Source organism: Komagataeibacter sp. FNDCF1 (genome assembly GCF_021295335.1).
Taxonomy (GTDB): domain Bacteria; phylum Pseudomonadota; class Alphaproteobacteria; order Acetobacterales; family Acetobacteraceae; genus Komagataeibacter.
Genome location: NZ_JAIWOT010000001.1, coordinates 325,800 through 345,411 on the forward strand (window position 1 = coordinate 325,800; position 19,612 = coordinate 345,411).

Here is a 19,612-nt window from a genome sequence, read left to right on the forward strand (position 1 = left end):
GATGTCGATGAGTGAGGTCACTGCGGGACGTGATGGTACGGGCGGCACGGCGGAGATGCGCGTCCGGTATGCGGTGCTCGTACCACTGTTGATGGCCGTATTCCTGTCCGTTCTGGATTATGCGGTTGCGAATATCGCACTGCCCACCATTTCGGGCGTGCTGCACATCACCGCGGCGCAATCCGTATGGGTGGTCAACGCCTACCAGCTGGCCAACGCCATGCTGCTCCTGCCGCTTGCCGCGTGGGCGGACCGCATCGGCAGCGCACGGCTGTGCCAGATCGGTCTTGTCATCATCATGGCCGGTTCGGGCATGTGTGCCGTAGCATCTTCCTTCCCTGTCCTTGTGTTTGCGCGCGTGGTGCAGGGGATAGGGGGGGCGTGCGTCATGTCGGTCAGCGCGGCGCTGGTGCGGGTATGCTATCCCCACAGCCGGCTGGGGGAAGCACTTGCGCTGAATGCGCTGGTCACGGCACTCGGCTTCGCCTGCAGTCCTGCCGTTGCGGCGGGTATCCTGTCCATTGCGTCATGGCGCTGGCTTTTCCTGTTCAACATTCCCTATGGCCTGATCACGCTGGGGCTGACGGTTGTGTCCTTTCCGCGTGTGCCGGTCCGGCATACGGCGTTTGACGCCAGTGCAGCCATTCTCAACATGCTGGCTTTCGGGGGGATACTGGTTGCGGGCGACTGGCTGGCGCATGGCAGCGAACGGGCGCTGGGCTGGGGCATGCTGGTCGTGGGCCTGGTCAGTCTGGCGCTGCTGGCAAAAAGACAGCACGGGCAGGCGGCCCCGCTTTTTCCTGTTGACCTGTTCATGATCGGACCGCTGCGCGTGGCGGCCGCCGTATGCTTCATGGGCTATGTCGCGTCCAACTTCTTCATGATTTCCATCCCGTTTACCCTGACATCCCTTTTTCACAAGACGCAGGTGACGACCGGGCTCATGATCACGCTGTGGCCGCTGGGCATGATGGTGGCGGGCCCGCTGGTCGGCCGGCTGGCGGACCGTGTCCATCCGGGGCTGCTGGCGGCTGTCGGGCTGTTCGTGGTGGGAACGGGTTACATGCTTCTGCGTGTCTGTCCGGCCGATGCCTCCACCGCCAACATCATATGGCGTTTTGGTTTTGCGGGCATGGGGTTTGCGTTTTTTGTCGCGCCCAATAACAAGGCGATCATGCAGGCGGCCCCGCTGGAACGCTCGCGCGGGGCCAGCGCCATCATTTCTCTTGCCCGCATTCTGGGGCAGTCAACGGGGGCGACGCTGGTTGCGTTTGTCATGACGCGGGGTGGAAGCCATGCCAGCCTGCATTGCCTGGAACTGGGGGCGTTTACGGCATGGGGTGCCGCGGGGCTGAGCGCGTCACGTCTGCTGCGGCGCGCCGGGCCCGAAGGTAAAAGGTAGTCCGAGCGTGAAGAACAGGGAAATTTTTTCCGTCGTGCATCCACAGCAGCCACGCGACAGGACGGATGATGGCTTGTCGCCGCCCGTGGCAAGCCTGTCCGAGACCATTGCCAGCCATCTGATGCAGTGCATTACGGATGGTGTCTATGGCGTGGGTGACAAGCTTCCGTCCAATGCCGAACTCTGTGAAGCATTCGGGGTCAGCCGCACGGTGGTGCGCGAGGCGATTGCTGCACTAAAGCTGGGCGGGCGCGTCGTTTCGCGGCAGGGGGCGGGCGTGTTTATCGCGCATGACGGGGAAGGGTCCGCCTTTTCACAGAAACCACCGGTGGAGGATATCCAGGCCTGTCTGGAAATCCTGGAACTGCGCATTGGTGTCGAAGTGCAGGCCGCAGCCCTTGCGGCGCAGCGCAATACGCCTGAAACGCTGTTTCATCTCCATCAGGCGCATGAACACTTCCTCAAGACGCGCCGCGCCAGTTCGCGTGCGGAGGCGGATGCCGATTTCCAGTTCCATCTGGCAATTGCAAGGGGTGCTGGAAACCCGCGCTTCGTCCAGTTTCTTGAAAGCATGGTCGAGGATATCAACCGTGACCTTCATCTCAAATACTGTGCGATATCCCACGACAGGAAGAAATATTTCACGAATACAGCAAGGGAGCATGAAAGCATCATAAATGCCATATCCGCGCAGAATGCGGACAGGGCGCGGCAGACAATGCTGGAACATCTTAATGACGGTCTGGCCCGGTACAGGATACTCCTGAAAAATCATGACCGTTAAGCCCCGCGGTGCAGGGGTGGAAGCGGCCGCCTAAACCTGTGCCAGCCAGCGCGGCAGGGTCTTTGCCGCATGTGCGGTTCTTGCTGCCTGAACACAGGCGGCAAGACTGCCGAAGCGGACATGCCGCCCCACCAGCCCGGGGGCGTAATGGGCGTATTTTCCGGAATTGGTCATAAGTGTGTGCGCCTGCGGTGGCACCAGCGGTTCGCCAATCATGCACCAGCAGGTATCGGTCACCATTGTTGCGCCAAACGCTTCTATGGTCTGGATATATCCTTTTTCGTGGGCTTGGGCATATACATCCCGCCCGGTCGTGACGATCATTGCCGTGCCATCGGCCCTGGTCCCGTCCCGGCACAGGGCGGCCAGCCTGCGTAGTTCGCCAAGCGAGGCATGGGGGTTGCCGATGGAGACAAGCTGGACGGCGGTCTGCGTTGCGCTGTCCAGTTCCATCCATGCGCGGCGCAGGTCGGTGATGCCTGCCGTGCACTGTCGCCGTGCGGCCCTGTGCCCCAGCGCGGCCTGAAGGGTCGGGGCTTCCGGTGTCACGCCCACGGCATGGAACATCGGTGCCGCCGAAGTGGTGGCAAAGGCGGCGCTGAAGGCCTTCAGCGCATCATGGTCGGGTGACAGACAGGCCAGGCCCGTTATGGCGGGAATTTCCGTGCCACTCAGAAGTCCCACCAGATAACCCAGCACGGGAAAGAAGGAATCATCAATATCCGCCGGCACGTCCACATCGATATGAACGCATGCATGGCGTCCCTCCGCCCGATGGCTGCCCACGAATGGCGCGCGCCCGGTCAGGGCCACGCAGATATCAAGATAATCCGGGTATTTGAGCGTCCGCGCGCCCAGCACGCTGTTGGCGAACACCACGGCATTCGATTCCGCCCAGACGATCTGTTCACCCGGACCGGGCGCGCTGTCCAGCAGGTAGGGCGCGCAGGTAAAGCTGCCTTTCGCGCCCATCTGCTCATACGCCTCCGCCAGGGCCACTGCCGGTTCACCAAAGGACGGGGCGATGCCGAATGACCGCCAGCGCCGCTGGTCGACCGAAATGGCGTTGAGGGTTGTCGGCACCCGCACCCGCACCCGCGCACCCCACGCCACCAGCTGCCGTGCAAAACGCAGGCTGGCCGGCCCGGTATAGATGCAGCCATCTATATGCGCCTGCGAGATGTCGATAAGCCGTTCCGCTCCCTGCAATGTCGCCATTGCCAGCACGATTTTCATCGCGCCGGCCGCGGCCGGCCCAAACCTGCCATCCAGCATGTCACGATCATGCGCACTCAGGGCAGGCAGGGCAGACGGCGCATCCGTTGCGTGATGCATCTGGCCGGCGGGCAGGCGGCGCGTGGCGCCCGCAGGGCTGGTGACAAGCAGCGCGCCATCGGCAATGCAGGCGTCGGTCATCTGCCCGAGTGCATGGAATTCCGCAGCCCCGACGCACAGTACGGGGATGGACCTGCCAAACATGAGGCTGGTCACCACAACCCCGAGCACCAGAATCTCGTCGGGTTCGGCCAGAACAAGCCCCGCCGGGGCCTTCCCGTTCAGCAGCAGTTCCAGCATGACGCTGCTGCCCGTGCAGGATCCGCGCCCGTTGGGAATGGCCAGGATCGCATCGGTCACGCACGCACCGCTCAGCGGATGGTGGCGGTCGATCACTTCCCCCGTGGCCGGATTGATGCCACCCCAGAAACTCAGCCCCGTATCGGCATGCAGGAGCGGCCCCCGGGCCGATCCCTCCACAAGGACGCGACAGGTAGCCTGCGGTGCTGCTGTTGTCCTGTCCCGCGATGCTGCCATTGGGTATCCTGCCTGATCAGATATCTGTCCATCCGGAAGGTGCCGTCATGGCAGGGCCGTCTCCCTTTTCATGTCACAGCCGTACCGTTCCATCTTGACATCGTATACCATTAAACAAATGATTGTTTCCAGCCTGACCGGCAGACATGCAGGCGCCGGTCATGGCCCCCGTTTTTTCCGAACCGTGGTGGCGCATGCCCGTGGCGGCCGGTGCCCGGCAGCCTGAAGTGGAGACATGATGAAACCTGAAGCCATAACGCCAGCACCCGATGACGCGGCACAACGCAGGCAGGTCAGGCCGGTCGTCTGTTACCCGACCGAAAGCCTTCCACGACCGGACATCCGGGCCTACCAGGCCGTGCGCGATGGCATGCAACTGGTCGAGCGGCTGACCATTCCCCCGCGGGAGGCAGCGTGCTGGAGCGTGCCAGCCGGTCATTTCTTCCGCATCGTATGCAGCGAAGGCCCGCAGGTGGCGGACCTGAACCTGTTCAACCTGCACAATACGGAAGAACGGTTCTATTCCGGCAAGACGCGGGCACTCAATGGTACGCATCTGGGGGTAGGGGACCAGATGTTCTCATGCTTTCCCTACATGCGGCCCATGGCCACCATTACGTACGATACGCTGGACTGGTACGGCTTTGATGAATTCGGCGGTGCGGTGCATGATGTGATCGGTACCCGCTGTGATCCGTACACCCATTATCTTCTCAGCCATGGCGGGCAGTACCATCACTGCTGTCATTCCAACCTGACCCGTGCCTTTGCCGCCCATACGGGCCAGTCGCCCGAAGAGGCGGGCAAGCTGGTCCATGATGTCCTGAATGTTTTCATGTGCACCGGCTTTACCCGGGATACGGGGGAATATTTCATGAAGGCCAGCCCGGTGCGCCGGGGAGACTATCTGGAACTGTTCGCGGAAATCGACCTGCTGGGCTGCATGTCCGTCTGCCCCGGTGGTGACTGCTCGTCGGAACATTCGTCGGACACGGCAACCTGCTATCCGCTGGTTGTGGAAGTCTACCGGCCCGCGCACCTGCCACCGGGCTGGGTGTCCCCGCCCGTCAATGGCTATGACGGCACGCATGGCGTGTAACAACCCGCCCCAGGCGCGGATATGGGGGCCAGCCCGGCTGTTCCCCCGGCAAGGAATGCGATGAAACCCGTAATGCCCTCACCTGATCGCCTGCTGGACCGCCGCCTGCGCCCAGGTCATGCCCTGCTGGAGGCCGGACGGGCAATGGCAGATGACTGCCGACTGGGCGAAAGTGCGTTCATGCGCGCCAGTGGCTGCGCTTCCGAAGCCGCTTACAAACGCATGATCGAGGGCACGGGCCGGATCATGCAGCACGCGCATATCGGCTTCCGGGATGTAGGCCGCACGGTAGAGGCGATGCGCACCGTGCGTGACACATGTGCCACCCGTGGGGTTACGGTGGACCGCTTCGGCATCACGCTGGACTGGTCAATGGGGTATCCGCTGGCCATGCGCGCCAGCGCGGGGCGGGGGACCGGTATCGTCATGAACGATACGGGAGACTTTGCCCGCATTGTCAATGCATGTCCCGCCGCGACCCATTTCGGGGATTTCATGCTGGGCCTGCCCGGCGCACTGGACAACACGCGTGCGGCCATTGCCGCCGGTGTGACCTCGATTGGCAATCTGGGCCAGTATTTCACGTTCCGCCTGCCATACTGGGATGATGACGTGGCCACGACCGAGGCCACGGTTACGGCGCTGGGCCTGATCGCAGCACAGGATGCGGAAATTCTGGTCCATTCCAATCTTGATGACGGTTTTGCCGGGCTGTTCGTGGACATGTGCTGCAGTCTGGGCATGGCCATTATCGAGAAATACATCATCGAGGACCTGACCGGCGCCCGCCTTTCGCACTGTTATGGCCACCATTTTTCCGATCCGCTGTCCCGTCTGGCGTTCCATGCGGCACTCAGGCAGGTCAATGTCACGCCCGGTACCATGATCTTTGGCAATACCGTGGCCTATCGTGCGGCGGATGCGGCCAATTATGCCAGCCTGGCCAATTATCTCATGGCCGATATCATGGCGCTTCGCCGCTGGCCGACCGGGCATGCCATCAATCCCGTACCCGTAACCGAGAACGCCCGCATTCCCGATGTGGATGAGATCATCGATGCGCAGTGCTTTGCCACGCGCCTGGCCCAGCATGCCCCCTTTTATCAGGAGATGATCGACTGGGGCCATGTGGAAAGCCTGTCCGCCCGGCTGGTCGTGGGGGGCAGGCAGTTCGCACACGACACGCTTGCGGGCATGGCGGCGGCAGGGGTGGATATCCGCGATCCGGCGCAGTTGATGCTGGCCATCCGCCGTACCGGCCCCCGCGTGCTGGAAGCGCTGTACGGCCCCGGCACGCCTGCGCCCGCGACTGGCGGCCGGACACCGGTCGTGGTTGCGCAGTGGGCACGCGAACTGGATGAAATGGCGGAGGCATGGCTGGAAACGCAGGCCCCCCTGATCGCGCGCATCCGCGCCGCCGGTGGTGATGCGCCGTGTATATGCGTGGGCACTTCGGACGTGCATGAGCATGGCAAATATCTGGTTGAACGCGCCCTGGCCGGACTGGGGGCCAGGATTGTCGACGGGGGCGTGTCCGTTGACCCGGATGATCTGGTGGCACGCGCGGCGGCGGGGGGTGCGGATGTCATTGCCGTCAGCACCTATAACGGCGTGGCCCTGCGCTACTGCCGTGATGTGCACGCTGCCATGGCCGCGCGGGGCATGCGGGCCACGTTGCTTATGGGCGGACGCCTGAATGAAATTCCGGCTGATTCCAATTCCGGCCTGCCAGTGGACGTTACGGCGGAGATTGCGGAAACTGGCGCCGTGGCCTGCACGGGGCTCGATGAACTGACCGGGGCGATTGCCGATGTCCTGTCGCGTGCATCCGTGCCCGTGCAGGCCGATCCTGAAAAGACTGCCTGAAAAAACCCGCGATTGCGGCCGCATCCGCATCGTGCAGGAAAGGTTCTCGTGCTGCCGTCCTGAAAAGGACGCGGCGCGCGGAGCATCCGGTTTCCGTAAACGGCGTGCTCCGGGCCGCGCCCCGGGGTCCGGCGGCTGGGTGCGGGCCTGGTGCCCGGCTTCCTGACAGGGCGGCCGGGGTGTCAGGCCATGATGGTCTGCACGCCAAAGACCTGCCCGACCTGTCCTGTGCCGGTGCTGGCAAAACTGACCTCGATGGTTGCCTGTCCGCCCGGCAGGTCTGGCGGTATGGCGTAGCGGTGCCAGCTGAAAACCCCGGGATTGCGGCCATCGAGATTTTCTGTGGCGATGACATGTCCATTCACCCGCACCGTGAACAGGCGGTTGACGTCATCATCATAATACAGCACCCGCAATGCCATCGGCTGGTGGCCCGCATGCAGGGTTGTGCTCATGGTGGTCCGTGTCATCCAGCCTTTTCGCCCCAGGCGCGTACAGGGCCGCGCGCCCCGCATGGCGTGGGGGCGGTCGGGACCAATGGCATCAATGATGCGGGCCCTGTCGGTATCACGGGTTGCGCCTGCCAGTGTTTCACGTAACGCGGGTGTCCATGCCGCCACCGGCACGCATGTCAGGTAAGGTGCGGCCAGACGCGACTGCATGAAGGCGAAAGGCCGCAGCACAAGCTCTCCCGGCCACGCCCCGCCGCCGCTGCCGATGCGTCCGGCCCGGAAGGCCACGCCCTGTTCGTGATGCACATGCTCGAGCATGGCAGTCGGGTCATCGGCCACCAGGGCGGGCAGGGGCTGGCGCCATGGCACTTCGCCCCGTGCCGGGCCAAGGTCGGCCGCCAGCAGCAGCGGGCCGTAAAAAAAAGCCGAAGGCGCGGCCGGTCCCCCCGCCGGTACGGTTTCACGCCGCAGCGGCATGTCAAGCACCAGCATCACGCTGTCCCCCGCCTGCCATGTGCGGCGTATGCGGACATAGCCATCGGCTTCCACATCCGTTGCCATGTGCTCCCCGTTCACGCTCAGTGTGCTCCCGCGTGCCCAGCCGGGTACGCGCAGTGCCAGCGTCAGTGGCATGGGGGTGGCGATGTGGGGGATGGACACCATCACCTGTCCATCAAGTGGATAATGTGTCCGCATGACCATCCGGACCCCACGCTCGTGCCAGTCCAGTTCTGAGGGAATGAACAGGTTGACGACGACTTCATCCCCGTCGCGCAGCCACCAGATGACGTCCCCATGGCGGGCATGGCTTTCCATTCCGGTTCCGACACAGCACCAGAAATCTTCTGTCGGGGTGGAAAAATCACGCGCGGCCCCGGTTCCCATGGGCAGCATGTAGGTGAACATGCCGGTATGGGGATCATGCTGCGCCATGATATGGTTGAGATGCGCACGCTCATAATAGTCAAACTGCGTGGCATGGGGCTGCCATGCATGGACATGCCGTGTCAGCTTGAGCATGTTGTAGGTGGCGCAGGTTTCACAGGTCCGGGCATTGAGATGCGTGCCCATGTCGCCCGCGCCATGCGGGCCGGCGGTGGTGAAATACTCGAAATCCCCCGTGCCGCCACAGGCATAGCTCCGGCGGCTGACCACGGATTGCCACAATGTGCGCGCGGCGGTCGCCGCCCGCGTATCGCCCGATACTTCGTATACACGTGCCGCCCCCACGGTCTTGGCGATCATTGTATTGGCGTGCAGTCCGTCCAGTTCGTCGCGCCCGTCGCGCAGCGGGTCCATGGTGGCGCGGTCACTGATCTGCCCGGCCAGCGCCAGCCAGCGCGTATCGCCGGTGCGGGCGTACAGTTCAGCCATGGATTCATTCAGGCCACCATATTCACAGCTCAGCACCTGCTGTAAACGTGCATCATCAAGATGGCTGAATGTATCGTGGATATAGCCCGCCAGCCCGCAGGCCACGCCCAGTGCCCCGTGGGTTGCGCACAGACGGTCCGCATCAAGCAGGCCAGCCAGCAGCTTGTGCCAGTTGTAAAGCGGCGCCCATGAACCGTTAAGGCTGAAGCGCCTGGCCCGGATGTCGCCGCGCCGTATTTCCTCGAACACATGGATGCCGGGTTCGATCGCCCCCTGTGGGGTCCGGCGTGTAAAGGCACCGACAAAACCATTGCCCTGTGCGTTCTGGCAGGCTGCAAGTTCATCTGTGATGTAGGCAGCACGGGCTGCGGCCTGCGGCTCTCCTGTTCCGGCATGCAAATGACTGAGCGCGCTGAGATAATGCCCCAGCGTGTGGCCTGCGATCGTGTCGGCTTCCCATCCGCCATAAACCGGTGCCCGCGCGGGCAGCCCCGCCTGCGTACGGAATCCGGACAGCAGGCGATCAGGATCAAGGGAGAGGAGATAGCGCCGGTTGGTCCGGGTGGCCGCAAGCCAGGGGGAGGGGAGCAGGCGGACGCATTGTGGCGGAAAAGGTGCGGTGGCGGGCACGGACAGGTCGGCCGGCGTTGCGGCGCGGGCCGTCCGGTCCGGCGGCCCGCCAGTTCCGACACCCAGGCCGATTGTTCCTGCTGCTGCCAGCAGCGTGCGGCGTGTCGGCCCGGTCCGTTCCGTCATATCAGGTCTCTGGCCTTGTATTTCATGCCTGCATGCCCCGGTCAGGGGCATAATTCATGCTGTTTGCGTTGTAGATATCCGTCATCGCGCGATGGGCCGGGCCGCATGTCATGCCGTATGGGGCACGACGTGCCTGTCGCCCGCGTGAACCGGCTCCAGACTGCCAATAAAACATAATGCGATCAAGAACCCTGACGGCTGTTTGCGTGACGGTTCTGTTCTGATGGCTCAGCCACAACAAGAAAGCTTGCCGTCCCCAAACTCTTGCATATACGTAATTAGTCGGCAGGCGCTCCGGACAGGGGAGCGTCTGCCGTGGTTGCCGTGGGTTGTTCCCACAGGTCAGGAGGATTGAATGTTTTCATGTCACATGCGGTTGCCCCGGCAGTGGAAACACGTCTGATGCCAGGATATCCGGCCCGTATCATCGTTGTGGGGGCGGGCATCGTGGGGCGTGCCTGCGCGCTGCGCCTGCAGCAGGATGGTGCGGATGTGGTCCTGCTGGATTCCGGGGAGCGGGAACCGGCTTCCTGGGGCAATGCCGGGCATGTCGCGGCGGAATATATCACGCCCTTCGCCAATCCGGGCGTGCCGCCCACTGTCCCGCGTTCGCTTTTCCCGCGTGGTCCGGTGGTACTGGACTGGCGTCATCCCGTCATGCTGGGCAGGTGGTTCGCACGGTATCTGTATGCCGCCTACCGGCCACGCCAGGTTCATGCCGCATCGGTGGTACTGCGGGACCTGATGGCGCAGGCCCTGCCCGCATGGCAGGAACTGGCGGCCGAACTGGGGCAGCCCGACCTGCTGGATACGACAGGTACCTACAAGCTGTGGGAACGCCCCGGACCGGGCATGCAGGCCAGCCTGCGGACCGATCATGGAAGTGTCCGGGCATGTGCCGTGCCGGAGGCGGAACGTGCACGCCTTGCCGGTGGGCTGCGGGTTCCGGTGGCGGGGGCCGTCCGTTTTCACGGCACGGCGCAGGTGCGTGACCTCCGGCAGGTGCTGGATTCGGTCATGGAGGCATTCGTGCGCGCGGGTGGTACGGTCATGCCCGGCCATGCCCTGAAAATCGATACGGGCGGCGCGCGGCCGGTCGTATGGACCGGGCAGGGACCGCAGGAGGCCGATCAGGTACTTGTGGCCTGCGGCATTGGTTCGGCCGCCCTGCTGCACGGGCACAAGGTGCGTGTGCCCCTGATGGCGGAACGGGGCTATCATCTGGAATGGGATCATGGTGGGGCGTGGACCCTGTCCAATATCGTGTTCGAAGACCGCAATGTGGTCGTGACCCGCTTTGGCGCACGGTTGCGCGCCACGTCCATTGCCGAATTCACGCAGGTGGACATGCCCCCCAATCCTGCCCGCTGGGCGTGGCTGGAGCGTCATGTTACCGAACTGGGGCTGCCCGTGGCCTCCGCCTTCAGCCGGTGGAGCGGATTTCGTCCTTCCCTGCCGGACTATCTGCCCGCGCTGGGGCCGATACCGGGCATGCGCGGCGTGTTTGCGGCCTATGGCCACCAGCATCTTGGCCTGACCCTGGCGGCGGTGACGGCACGCCTGCTGACCGGTCAGATGCGCGCGACGGCGGGGGCTGGCAGGCTGCCGCTTCCCGCCGTGCTGCGCGCCGGGCGTTTCGGGGGCTGAGACCCGATGCCCCGATTCCATCCACTGCAACGGAGAAACATGGCTTGATTCCCGATCCCAAATATCCGCCCGATGCATCCGAGACGAGGATGCGGCTGGATGCCATGCCACTGCGCCGCTTCCACCTGCTGACGCTTGTCGCCACATCAGGTGGACAGTTCTGCGATGGCTATGTGCTTGGCACCATTGGTGCGGCCCTGCCGGGGGTGGAACGGGCCATGCATTGCAATGACATATGGATGGGCGCCATTGGCAGCGCGTCGCTTGCGGGGCTGTTTTTCGGGTGCCTGCTGATCGGCCCGCTGACCGACCGGCTGGGCAGGCGCAGGCTGCTGCGGCTCAACATGCCCCTGTTCATCATACTGTCGCTGGTGCAGGCACTGGTCACGTCGCCCCTGCAACTGGTGCTGGCCCGCATATTGCTGGGGGCATGTCTGGCGGCGGATTATGTCGCGGGATCGGCCTATCTGTCGGAATTCGCGCCGCTGCGCCTGCGGGGCCGCTTTCTGGCCAGCATGATCGTGGGCTGGTCGGCAGGGTACTGCATGGCCAACATTTTCGGCATGCTGTTTACCATGCATGGAAGTGGCGGTTGGCGGCTTTGCCTGTTCAGCAGCGCGATTCCGGCGGCGCTGGTGATGATGCTGCGGATTTTCCTGCCTGAATCCCCCCGCTGGCTCATGGCCCGCAACCGCCCGAAAGAGGCGCAGCAGGTGCTGAAGGCCTGTTTCCCCAATGACAGGGTATTCGTGGCACCCGCAGTGGCAAAGCAGGAAGAAAACTGGCGCACCGTATTTACACCGCCCTGGCGCAGGCGGCTGGCGGTGGGTGCCGGATTTTATGTGGCGCAGGTCGTGCCCTATTTCTGTATCGGTACCTTCCTGCCCGAGCTGTTTACCGCCCTTGGCGTGCGCGATGTCTATACCGGCGGGGTCGTGTTCAATCTTTTCCTGCTGATCGGTTCCATAGCCGCCCTGTGGCTGGTGGACCGGCTGACACGGCGGACGTTCCTGATTGGCAGCTTCCTGCTTGCGGCAGCATTTCTGGTCGGGGTTTCGTTCGCCGCCCAGCTGCCGCTTCTGCTTACGCTGGTGTTTTTTGGCCTGCTGGCCCTCACGCTTGCGGCCGCGACATCACTGGAAATGGTTTATCTGCCGGAACTCTTTCCCATCAACCTGCGTGGCGTGGGCGTGGGCATTGCCACGGCATGCAGCCGGCTTGGCTCACTGATTGGAACATTTTTGCTGCCGGTTCTCATGCGGCAGATCGGAACGCCGCTTACCCTAGGGATCTGTGCGCTGATCCTGGTTGGTGGTGCCGTGCTATGCGCGGCCTGGGCACCGGAAACGCGGGATTCGGTCCTGTAGATATCCCGCTGTGCTGCCGTCGCGCATGTTCGCATGGCCTTGAACATGCATGGGCGGCATGAAACTGCGGGCCATCGGGATCGTGACGCAGGCGGGTGTGCGCCAGATTCTTCCGTACCGGCTGGTCCATGCCGCGCGTGTCTATGGATATCGGGGTGGATTACCAGCCATGATCCTGTAGTAAAGGAACGGTTATTACAGGGAGAACCATCATGATGCATGCGGTTACCAGCCGTATGGGCTGTCTTGCTGCCGTGCTGTCATGCACGCTGGCCGTGGGAGCGGCGGCCCATGCCCAGCCGGACATGCAGCAGGCTGCCCAGCGCGCCCAGCAGATGCAGCAGATGCAGCAGCAGTTCCAGCAGCAGCAGATGCAGTTCCGTCAGCAGCAGGACCAGATGCGCATGCAGCGTGACCAGCAGATGCAGCAGATGCGCCAGCAGTTCCAGCAACAGCAGATGCAGCTTGACCAGCAGGCCCGGCAGATGGGCAACCAGCCCGGTGGCCGTGAACAGATCGAACGCCAGCGCGAGCAGATGCGCCAGCAGCAGGACCAGCAGATGCAGCAGATGCACCAGCAGTTCAGCCAGCAGGACGAGCAGCTACGCCAGCAGCGCATGCAGATGAACCAGCAGCAGCAGCAACAGCAGATGCAGCAGTTCGGCCAGATGATGCCCTACCAGCAGAACTGGTAGGCCCCTGTTGCGCACGCATCCCGTCTGGCTGACCGTGGGCGCAGGCCCGTGCGTTCAGCCCGGTTCAGCCGTATGGGTGCGCGGCAGTTCCACCAGGTTCAGTGGAATGCCCTCCGCCCGCAGGGTGCGCGCCATGGTGCGTATGCTGTCATGATGGGTAAAGAGCAGTACCTGCGTGGTGCGGGCAAAATCCGCCAGCACCCGTAGCGTGCGTTCGCTGCGTGCATCATCGAACTGTACCAGCAGGTCATCTGCGATAAAGGGAAGGGGTTCGGCGGAGCGGCAGTAAGTCTCCACGCTGGCAAGCCGGAAGGCCAGGAAAAGCTGGTCCCGCGTGCCGGCACTCATGGCGCTGACCGGCACGGTCCCGCCATCGTGGCGCAGGCCCAGCACGACCGGTTCGCCTTTCGGGTCCAGTTCGGTGCGGATGGCGGTAAACGCACCCAGCGTGGCAAGGGAAAGGAACTGCCCCGCGCGGGTAACAAGCGGGTCCTGTTCGGCTGCCCGTACGCGGCCTATGGCATCGGCAATCAGGTTACGGGCCAGTGTCAGTTCCGCATATTCCTCTACAATCCGGTGCAGGCTGCTGATGGCCGCCTCGCGTCGGGCTGCTGCCTGCGGGGCATCGGTGTTGTGCTCGAACGCACGCAGCGCCGTTTCTTCTTCCTGTTCGGCGCGCACGGCGTTGTCGCGCTGGAGTTCGAGATCCTTCAGCCGGTCGTGAATGCGGGCGGTTTCGGCCCGGAGTTCGGGCAGGTCGCGCCCGTCAATGGCGCGTTCCAGATCATCCGGCGACTGGCCACCCGTCATGCGCGACAGGGTATGCAATGCCCGGGCATGGTCCTGTGCCAGCTGGTCACGCGCGGCAAGGCGGCTGGCAAGCCGTTCAAGTGCTTCCGGGCTTTCGGCCTGGGTGCGGGCCTGCAACTGCCCGATTTCCGCACGGGCGCGGGCAAGGGCTTCTTCACTTTCCGCCATGTCCTGGCGCGCTTTGTCCAGCGTGGGCAGCAGGGCCTCGCGCTGGTGGCGGCCCTTTTCCGCCGCCTGCCATAGCTGGTCCAGTTCCCGCGCCGCCGTCGCTGCATCGGCGTGCAGGGGAGTGGGCAGGCAGGGGCGGATATCATCCACGACACGCGCCAGTTCGGTTTCGGCCTGCCGGGCCTGAAGGCGGGCATCGTGCAGTTCGGCCAGCCGCTCCAGCTGTGCCGGGGCGGCGGCCCATTCGGCCGCAAGCGCGCGGGCGACGGTGGGCAGCGCGTCCGCCTTCAGCCCGATCGCCTGCATGGCGGGGGCCCACTGGCTTTCCCATTCACGCCGTGCGGCCTGCAGGGCGGCCGCCTGTGCATGCAGCCGGGCCTGCTCGGGCAGAAGGTCGTCGAGTTCACGCCGGAGTCTGCTGTATTCCTCATACCCGGCGGCATGCACGCGCAGGGCAGTGGTGACCGCTTCCACGCACGGTCCCAGCGGCAGGTCGGGTGCCATGCCAAGGCGCTGGGCCAGCCGGCGCAGGCTTTCGTGCATGGTATCGGGTTTTATGCGCTCTTCGGCCAGCAGGGTGCGCTCGATCGCAATCTGTTCGGCATCGGACAGGAGTTGCGCACGGGCAAGCAGGAATGCGCTCAGGGCATCCGGTGTGGCCGCATGGGGGGCAGGGATGCAGAATGGCGCGGTGAACGCCTGCCAGTGGTGGGCCATCTGCTGTTGCATGTCCGCCAGCGCGCGCTCATGCAGGGCAATCCGGTCCGTGCAGTGCGCGATGTCGTGCCGCAGCCCTTCGATACGGGCAATCCGGTCCGCCTGTGCCATCAGCTGCGCGGACAGGGTATCGGCCCTGTCCATCGCCGCTTCCAGCGCCCGGGCCCGGGCCTGGCGTGTGGCGGCCGATGGGGCGGCGGCGCCGTCCTGCGCATGGAGATAGGTTGCGCGGATGTCGTGCCACAGCGCATCGCGCTGCTGGCGGGCGGCGGCCAGCATGCCGGGTGTAAGCGGCTGTCCGGTGTGTTCCAGCCGGGCAAGCCCGGCGCCCAGCGTCGCCTGCCGGTCATGTTCCGCCGCAAGCGCGGCAGCCAGGCGGTCGTGTTCCGTGCGCAGGCCATGCTGGCGTTCGGCCGCCATGCGCGCCCCCTCCGATGGCGGGCAGGGCAGGGCGCGCAGATGTGCCACCGTATCGGACCCCAGTGCGCGAAGCTGCGTCTCCAGTGCCGTCTGCCTCTGGCCAAGGGCGGCCTCGCGCTGTTCCAGCCGCTTCATTTCCACCACCAGTGCGGCAAAGGGCGCGGGGTCGGCGTGCAGCGCGTCATCATGACCGGCTGCGCGCAGGCTGGCCATGCGGTGCTGCCTGTGGACAATGGCCGTGTCCGTCTGGCTGACCTGCTGGTCCACGGTGGCGCGCCGGCTCTGCCATTCCGCCTGTGAGTCGGCCAGATGGCGTATGGTCTCAAGGGTGGCGCGCGTGGGCATGGATTGCTGCAGGTCGGCGTCCTCTGCCTTGCCCAGCTGCTGGCGCAGGCTGGCAAGGCTTTCATCTATGCCCCGCTGCCTTTCCGCCAGATCGGCCTGGCGCGCCCGGTGCTGGCGCACGACCTGTTCCAGTTCACGGGCGCGGCCCATGGGTTCGCGCAGGCTGACAGGAATGGCCTCGCCCGGCGGTGTGGTGGTCTGCCGGGCCAGCAGTTCGGCATGGGTCACGGCTTCGGCATGGCGGGCACGGGCCGCAACGCAGGTTTCCAGTGCGGTGGTGATACGCGCTCCCATGCCCGGTGGGAGGGGGGCAAGATCGGCCAGTGCCGCCAGCCCGGCTGCCAGCCGTGCGATTTCGTGCAACTGCGGCAGGGCCTTTTCCAGCTGTTCGTAATGGCTGTGCAGGCGGCGCAGCTCGGTCTGTTCGGTGCTGATGGCCGCCTTGCGCGCACGGGCTTCATCGCGCTCGCGGCGGTGTCGGGTATAGGCGTCATGCCCGAGGGAGGCGGCATTGAGGCTGCTCTGCGCGGTCCGGAAGGCATCGGATGCCTTGTAGAATGCACGCTCGGCGGCGCGGCGGGGGGCGAACAGGGCGTTACGCCTGCTGTCGATTTCATCCAGCCGTATCATCAGGGCACGCAGTCCCCCGCCCGCTTCCACGATCAGGCGGCCGATATCGCCGTTTGCGCGTAGCAGGTCGGCGCCGCCGGTCCGCAATGTCTCGTCATTCAGGCCGAACAGGGCGGTAAAGCGTTCGCGCGTCATTGCCCCCAGCGGGTGGGCGAGTACGCTGTCCTTCACGCGGGTTCCATCGGGCGTGGCAAGGGTATCGCCATTGCCCTTGCGGCGGATCAGGTCCAGTTCCTGGCCGTTTTCCAGCAATATGTGCGCACCAAGACGGATCTGGTCATTGCCGAAGACCGCCCCCGCGTTCGACCTGCCGGGAATGCCGAACAGGAGATCCCCGATGGCGGCAAGGCAGGTGCTCTTGCCCGCTTCGTTCGGACCGTGGATGACATGCAGGCCACGCCCGTCGCCAAAATTCAGGTCGAGGCTGGCAATCGCGCCATATCTGACGATCCTGAGGTCACTGATGCGCATTGTCGCCCGCTTCGGGATTTTCCACCAGTGACAGGGCAAGGTCGCGTGCGCGTGCTGGTACGTCGTGCAGGATGGCGGCGCGCATCTCCTCCGTCCGGGTGTGGGCGGGCATGCGGTCGAGTATGGTGGTGAGTATGGTATCCAGTTCCGCCTGCAGGGCTTCGGGGGTTGCGGCGCTGCGTATGTCCGCCGCGATCCGCCCCCCGGTGGAAGGGTCGAGCACTTCGGGCCGCGCGGGCGCGGTGGTATGGACCCGCAGGCGTTCAAGCCAGATATGGTCGGACACGCTGGCCAGAATGGCTTCAACTTCCAGTTGCAGTTCATGCGCATCGCGGATCAGGCTGGCATGCAGCGGCGTGGCCCCCACCAGTTCCAGCCGCAGCGCCACGGGTCGCCCCTGTGCGCGGGCCACGAGGTCAAGGCTGGCCGCGCGGATGCGGCTGCCCATTTCCGCATAGGTCGTGGCGGCATTCAGGTCCACCGCCTCGCACGCCCAGCGCACGGCGTCGAGCACCCGGTGTTCGACCGTCAGCACCTCTCCCCCGCGCACCGTGACCAGGGATGCTCCCTTGGGTCCGGCTTCGCGCGCGTGGCGTCCCTGCAGGTTGCCCGCATAGACCACGTACGGGTTCTCATGCAGGATTTCACGCGTGTGGACATGACCCAGGGCCCAGTACTGGTAGCCATGGTTGACCAGCTGTTCAACCGTGCAGGGCGCGTAGCTCTCGTGCCCCTCCCGCCCCTGGCAGGCGGTATGCAGGATGCCGATGTTGAACAGGCCCGGAACCGGCGGGGGGTACTGGCGGGCGATATTGTCGCGCACGTCACGGCGGGCGAAACTGTGGCCATGCACGGCAACGCCCAGATCCTCCATGACACAGGTCTCGGCCCCGGACGTGGCGAACAGGTGCACGTTGTCCGTTACCCGCAGGTGTTTTGCAAAGCGGTTTTCCGCATCATGGTTGCCCAGGATCATGAACACGCGGATACCCGCCGCCTGCAGCCGCGCCATGCCATTTATGAAGAACAGCCCGCATTGCGTATCACGCAGGTCGCCATCAAACACATCGCCCGCCAGCACCACGAAGCGGCAGCCGCTTTCCACGGCCAGGCTGACCATGTCACTGAATGCCCGACGTGAGGCATCGGCCACAAGCCGGGCGTAATCTCCCGATTTTTCCGTAAGGCCGAGCAGCGGACTGTCAAGATGCAGGTCGGCGGCGTGAAGGAAGCGGAATTCGTCCATGCACGCCATCGTAATTCATTGCAGGCGGATGTAAATGCACCTGCCCCGCCATGCAGGCCGCAGGTCAGGCATCCGGGTCGGTGATGTCGGTGCAGATGTATTTCATCTCCAGATATTCATCCATGCCGTAGCGCGATCCCTCGCGCCCCATGCCGGACTGCTTGATCCCGCCAAAGGGGGCGACCTCGTTGGAGATCAGGCCGGTATTGTGCCCGACCATGCCGTATTCCAGCGCCTCGGCCACACGATGGACGCGGGCATGGTCGCGGGTGAAGAAATAGGCGGCAAGCCCGTATTCCGTATCATTGGCCATGGCGATGGCCTCGTCCTCGGTGCGGAAGCGGAACAGCGGGGCCACGGGGCCGAATGTCTCCTCATGTGCGATGCGCATGGCGGGCGTCACGTCGCGCAGCACGGTGGGGCGGTAGAACAGCGGGCCCATCCGGTCCCCCGTGCCGCCGCACAGCACGGTCGCGCCCCGTTTCACGGCGTCATGTACATGGGCTTCCACCTTGTCACGCGCGCCCGCGCTGATCAGCGGGCCGATGACGGAATCCGGATCACTGCCCGGCCCGACGCGCAGCGCCTCCACGGCGCGGGCGAAGCGGGTGGCGAATTCGTCATAAATACCGTCCTGCACCAGAAAGCGGTTGGCGCATACGCAGGTCTGCCCCGCATTGCGGTATTTGGCGGCGATGGCGCTTTTCACCGCCTGTCCGATATGCGCGTCATCAAACACGATGAAGGGCGCATTGCCGCCCAGTTCCAGTGACAGGCGCTTGAGCGTCGGGGCCGACTGCGCCATGAGGACGCGCCCGACCCGCGTGGAGCCGGTAAAGGACAGCTTGCGGATATCGGGGCTTGCGCACAACGCCTTGCCCAGCGCCGTGCCATCCCCCGGCAGGACCTGCAGCAGCCCCGCCGGCACGCCTGCCTGCCGGGCCAGTTCGGCCAGGGCCAGCGCGGTCAGCGGTGTCAGTTCCGATGGCTTGACGATCATGGCGCACCCCGCGGCAAGGGCGGGACCGGCCTTGCGCGTGATCATGGCGGCGGGGAAATTCCATGGGGTTATGGCGGCGCATACCCCGACCGGCTGGCGGATGACACTGAGCCGTGTGGCCGGGTTGGTGGGGGGAATGACATCACCGTAAGCGCGCATGGCCTCGGCCGCGAACCAGAGCAGGAAGCTCGCGGCATAGCGGATCTCGCCTGCCGCTTCCACGCGCGGCTTGCCCTGTTCGGTCACGATCAGGGTGGCCAGGTCATCGAGGTTGTCCATGACCAGGTCATGCCAGCGTGCCAGGATGACCTGCCGCTGGGCGCCGGTGCGGTTGCGCCATTCTGCCTGCGCCGCCACGGCGGCGGCAATGGCGCGGGCGGCGTCATCCGCGCCGCATTCGGCAACCTGCGCCACCAGCGCGCCGGTGGCGGGATTGTGCACGGGCCGGCACGTGCCATCCAGCGCGGGACGCCACGTACCGTCGATGAAGGCATCCGTGCGGAAGAGGGATGTATTGGCAAGATGTACGGCCATGACAGTCTCCGGTCTGG

Annotated in this window: 13 protein-coding genes; 8 read left to right on the forward strand and 5 right to left on the reverse strand. The window is 64.7% G+C overall.

Features of this window, described 5'->3' with window-relative positions; all coding sequences use genetic code 11:
* Positions 1 to 7: 7 nt before the first annotated feature.
* Complete coding sequence (locus tag LDL32_RS01435; RefSeq protein WP_233064059.1) at positions 8 to 1,402, forward strand: MFS transporter; 1,395 nt, start codon at positions 8 to 10, stop codon at positions 1,400 to 1,402.
* A gap of 7 nt (positions 1,403 to 1,409) precedes the next feature.
* On the forward strand, positions 1,410 to 2,186 hold the full coding sequence (locus tag LDL32_RS01440; protein ID WP_233064061.1) for a FadR/GntR family transcriptional regulator: 777 nt from the start codon (positions 1,410 to 1,412) through the stop codon (positions 2,184 to 2,186).
* A 30-nt stretch (positions 2,187 to 2,216) separates the two neighbouring features.
* On the opposite strand, the gene LDL32_RS01445 is transcribed toward LDL32_RS01440, so the two are convergent.
* Entirely contained in the window at positions 2,217 to 3,998 is a 1,782-nt protein-coding gene (locus LDL32_RS01445) for an aconitase X (protein ID WP_233064063.1), read from the reverse strand.
* Between the two features lie 235 nt (positions 3,999 to 4,233).
* On the opposite strand from LDL32_RS01445, the gene LDL32_RS01450 reads away from it, so the two are divergent.
* Both LDL32_RS01450 and LDL32_RS01455 read left to right on the forward strand, forming a co-directional pair.
* A complete protein-coding gene (locus tag LDL32_RS01450; protein ID WP_233064065.1) occupies positions 4,234 to 5,097 on the forward strand; it encodes a DUF1989 domain-containing protein in 864 nt (287 codons plus the stop codon).
* Positions 5,098 to 5,169: 72 nt separating this feature from the next.
* Positions 5,170 to 6,963 carry a cobalamin-dependent protein gene (locus tag LDL32_RS01455; protein WP_233064067.1) on the forward strand — a complete coding sequence of 598 codons (1,794 nt, stop codon included), beginning with the start codon at positions 5,170 to 5,172 and terminating at the stop codon, positions 6,961 to 6,963.
* 182 nt (positions 6,964 to 7,145) lie between these two features.
* On the opposite strand, the gene LDL32_RS01460 is transcribed toward LDL32_RS01455, so the two are convergent.
* A complete protein-coding gene (locus LDL32_RS01460; protein ID WP_233064068.1) occupies positions 7,146 to 9,545 on the reverse strand; it encodes a glycoside hydrolase family 127 protein in 2,400 nt (799 codons plus the stop codon).
* A 402-nt stretch (positions 9,546 to 9,947) separates the two neighbouring features.
* Here LDL32_RS01460 and LDL32_RS01470 point away from each other — a divergent pair, with 402 nt between their 5' ends.
* The 4 genes from LDL32_RS01470 to LDL32_RS01480 are packed head-to-tail and all read left to right on the forward strand — an operon-like array spanning position 9,948 to position 13,254.
* Positions 9,948 to 11,192, forward strand: coding sequence for an FAD-binding oxidoreductase (locus LDL32_RS01470; protein ID WP_255673763.1), 1,245 nt, complete (start codon positions 9,948 to 9,950; stop codon positions 11,190 to 11,192).
* Positions 11,193 to 11,236: 44 nt separating this feature from the next.
* Complete coding sequence (locus LDL32_RS01475; RefSeq protein WP_233064069.1) at positions 11,237 to 12,559, forward strand: MFS transporter; 1,323 nt, start codon at positions 11,237 to 11,239, stop codon at positions 12,557 to 12,559.
* A 58-nt stretch (positions 12,560 to 12,617) separates the two neighbouring features.
* Positions 12,618 to 12,740, forward strand: a complete 123-nt coding sequence (locus tag LDL32_RS17805) for a hypothetical protein (protein ID WP_255673764.1) — start codon at positions 12,618 to 12,620, stop codon at positions 12,738 to 12,740.
* A 31-nt stretch (positions 12,741 to 12,771) separates the two neighbouring features.
* A complete protein-coding gene (locus tag LDL32_RS01480; RefSeq protein ID WP_233064070.1) occupies positions 12,772 to 13,254 on the forward strand; it encodes a hypothetical protein in 483 nt (160 codons plus the stop codon).
* 54 nt (positions 13,255 to 13,308) lie between these two features.
* Here the strand turns inward: LDL32_RS01480 and LDL32_RS01485 are convergent, their stop codons facing one another.
* From LDL32_RS01485 to LDL32_RS01495, 3 genes are read right to left on the reverse strand one after another with little or no spacing between them, the layout of a single operon-like run.
* Positions 13,309 to 16,815 (reverse strand): YhaN family protein, encoded by a 3,507-nt coding sequence (locus LDL32_RS01485; protein ID WP_233064071.1) that lies wholly within the window; start codon positions 16,813 to 16,815, stop codon positions 13,309 to 13,311.
* Entirely contained in the window at positions 16,802 to 18,070 is a 1,269-nt protein-coding gene (locus LDL32_RS01490; RefSeq protein WP_233064072.1) for a DNA repair exonuclease, read from the reverse strand. The genes LDL32_RS01485 and LDL32_RS01490 overlap by 14 nt, the downstream gene beginning before the upstream one ends.
* A 55-nt stretch (positions 18,071 to 18,125) precedes the next feature.
* On the reverse strand, positions 18,126 to 19,595 hold the full coding sequence (locus LDL32_RS01495; RefSeq protein WP_233064073.1) for an NAD-dependent succinate-semialdehyde dehydrogenase: 1,470 nt from the start codon (positions 19,593 to 19,595) through the stop codon (positions 18,126 to 18,128).
* Positions 19,596 to 19,612: the final 17 nt, after the last annotated feature.

Bases quoted from the DNA above. Each gene is read 5' to 3' on its own strand.
- LDL32_RS01435 (WP_233064059.1), top strand. From the start codon at position 8: ATGAGTGAGGTCACTGCGGGACGTGATGGTACGGGCGGCACGGCGGAG.
- LDL32_RS01445 (WP_233064063.1), bottom strand. From the start codon at position 3,998: ATGGCAGCATCGCGGGACAGGACAACAGCAGCACCGCAGGCTACCTGT.
- LDL32_RS01450 (WP_233064065.1), top strand. From the start codon at position 4,234: ATGATGAAACCTGAAGCCATAACGCCAGCACCCGATGACGCGGCACAA.
- LDL32_RS01455 (WP_233064067.1), top strand. From the start codon at position 5,170: ATGCCCTCACCTGATCGCCTGCTGGACCGCCGCCTGCGCCCAGGTCAT.
- LDL32_RS01460 (WP_233064068.1), bottom strand. From the start codon at position 9,545: ATGACGGAACGGACCGGGCCGACACGCCGCACGCTGCTGGCAGCAGCA.
- LDL32_RS01470 (WP_255673763.1), top strand. From the start codon at position 9,948: ATGCCAGGATATCCGGCCCGTATCATCGTTGTGGGGGCGGGCATCGTG.
- LDL32_RS17805 (WP_255673764.1), top strand. From the start codon at position 12,618: ATGAAACTGCGGGCCATCGGGATCGTGACGCAGGCGGGTGTGCGCCAG.
- LDL32_RS01480 (WP_233064070.1), top strand. From the start codon at position 12,772: ATGATGCATGCGGTTACCAGCCGTATGGGCTGTCTTGCTGCCGTGCTG.
- LDL32_RS01485 (WP_233064071.1), bottom strand. From the start codon at position 16,815: ATGCGCATCAGTGACCTCAGGATCGTCAGATATGGCGCGATTGCCAGC.
- LDL32_RS01490 (WP_233064072.1), bottom strand. From the start codon at position 18,070: ATGGCGTGCATGGACGAATTCCGCTTCCTTCACGCCGCCGACCTGCAT.
- LDL32_RS01495 (WP_233064073.1), bottom strand. From the start codon at position 19,595: ATGGCCGTACATCTTGCCAATACATCCCTCTTCCGCACGGATGCCTTC.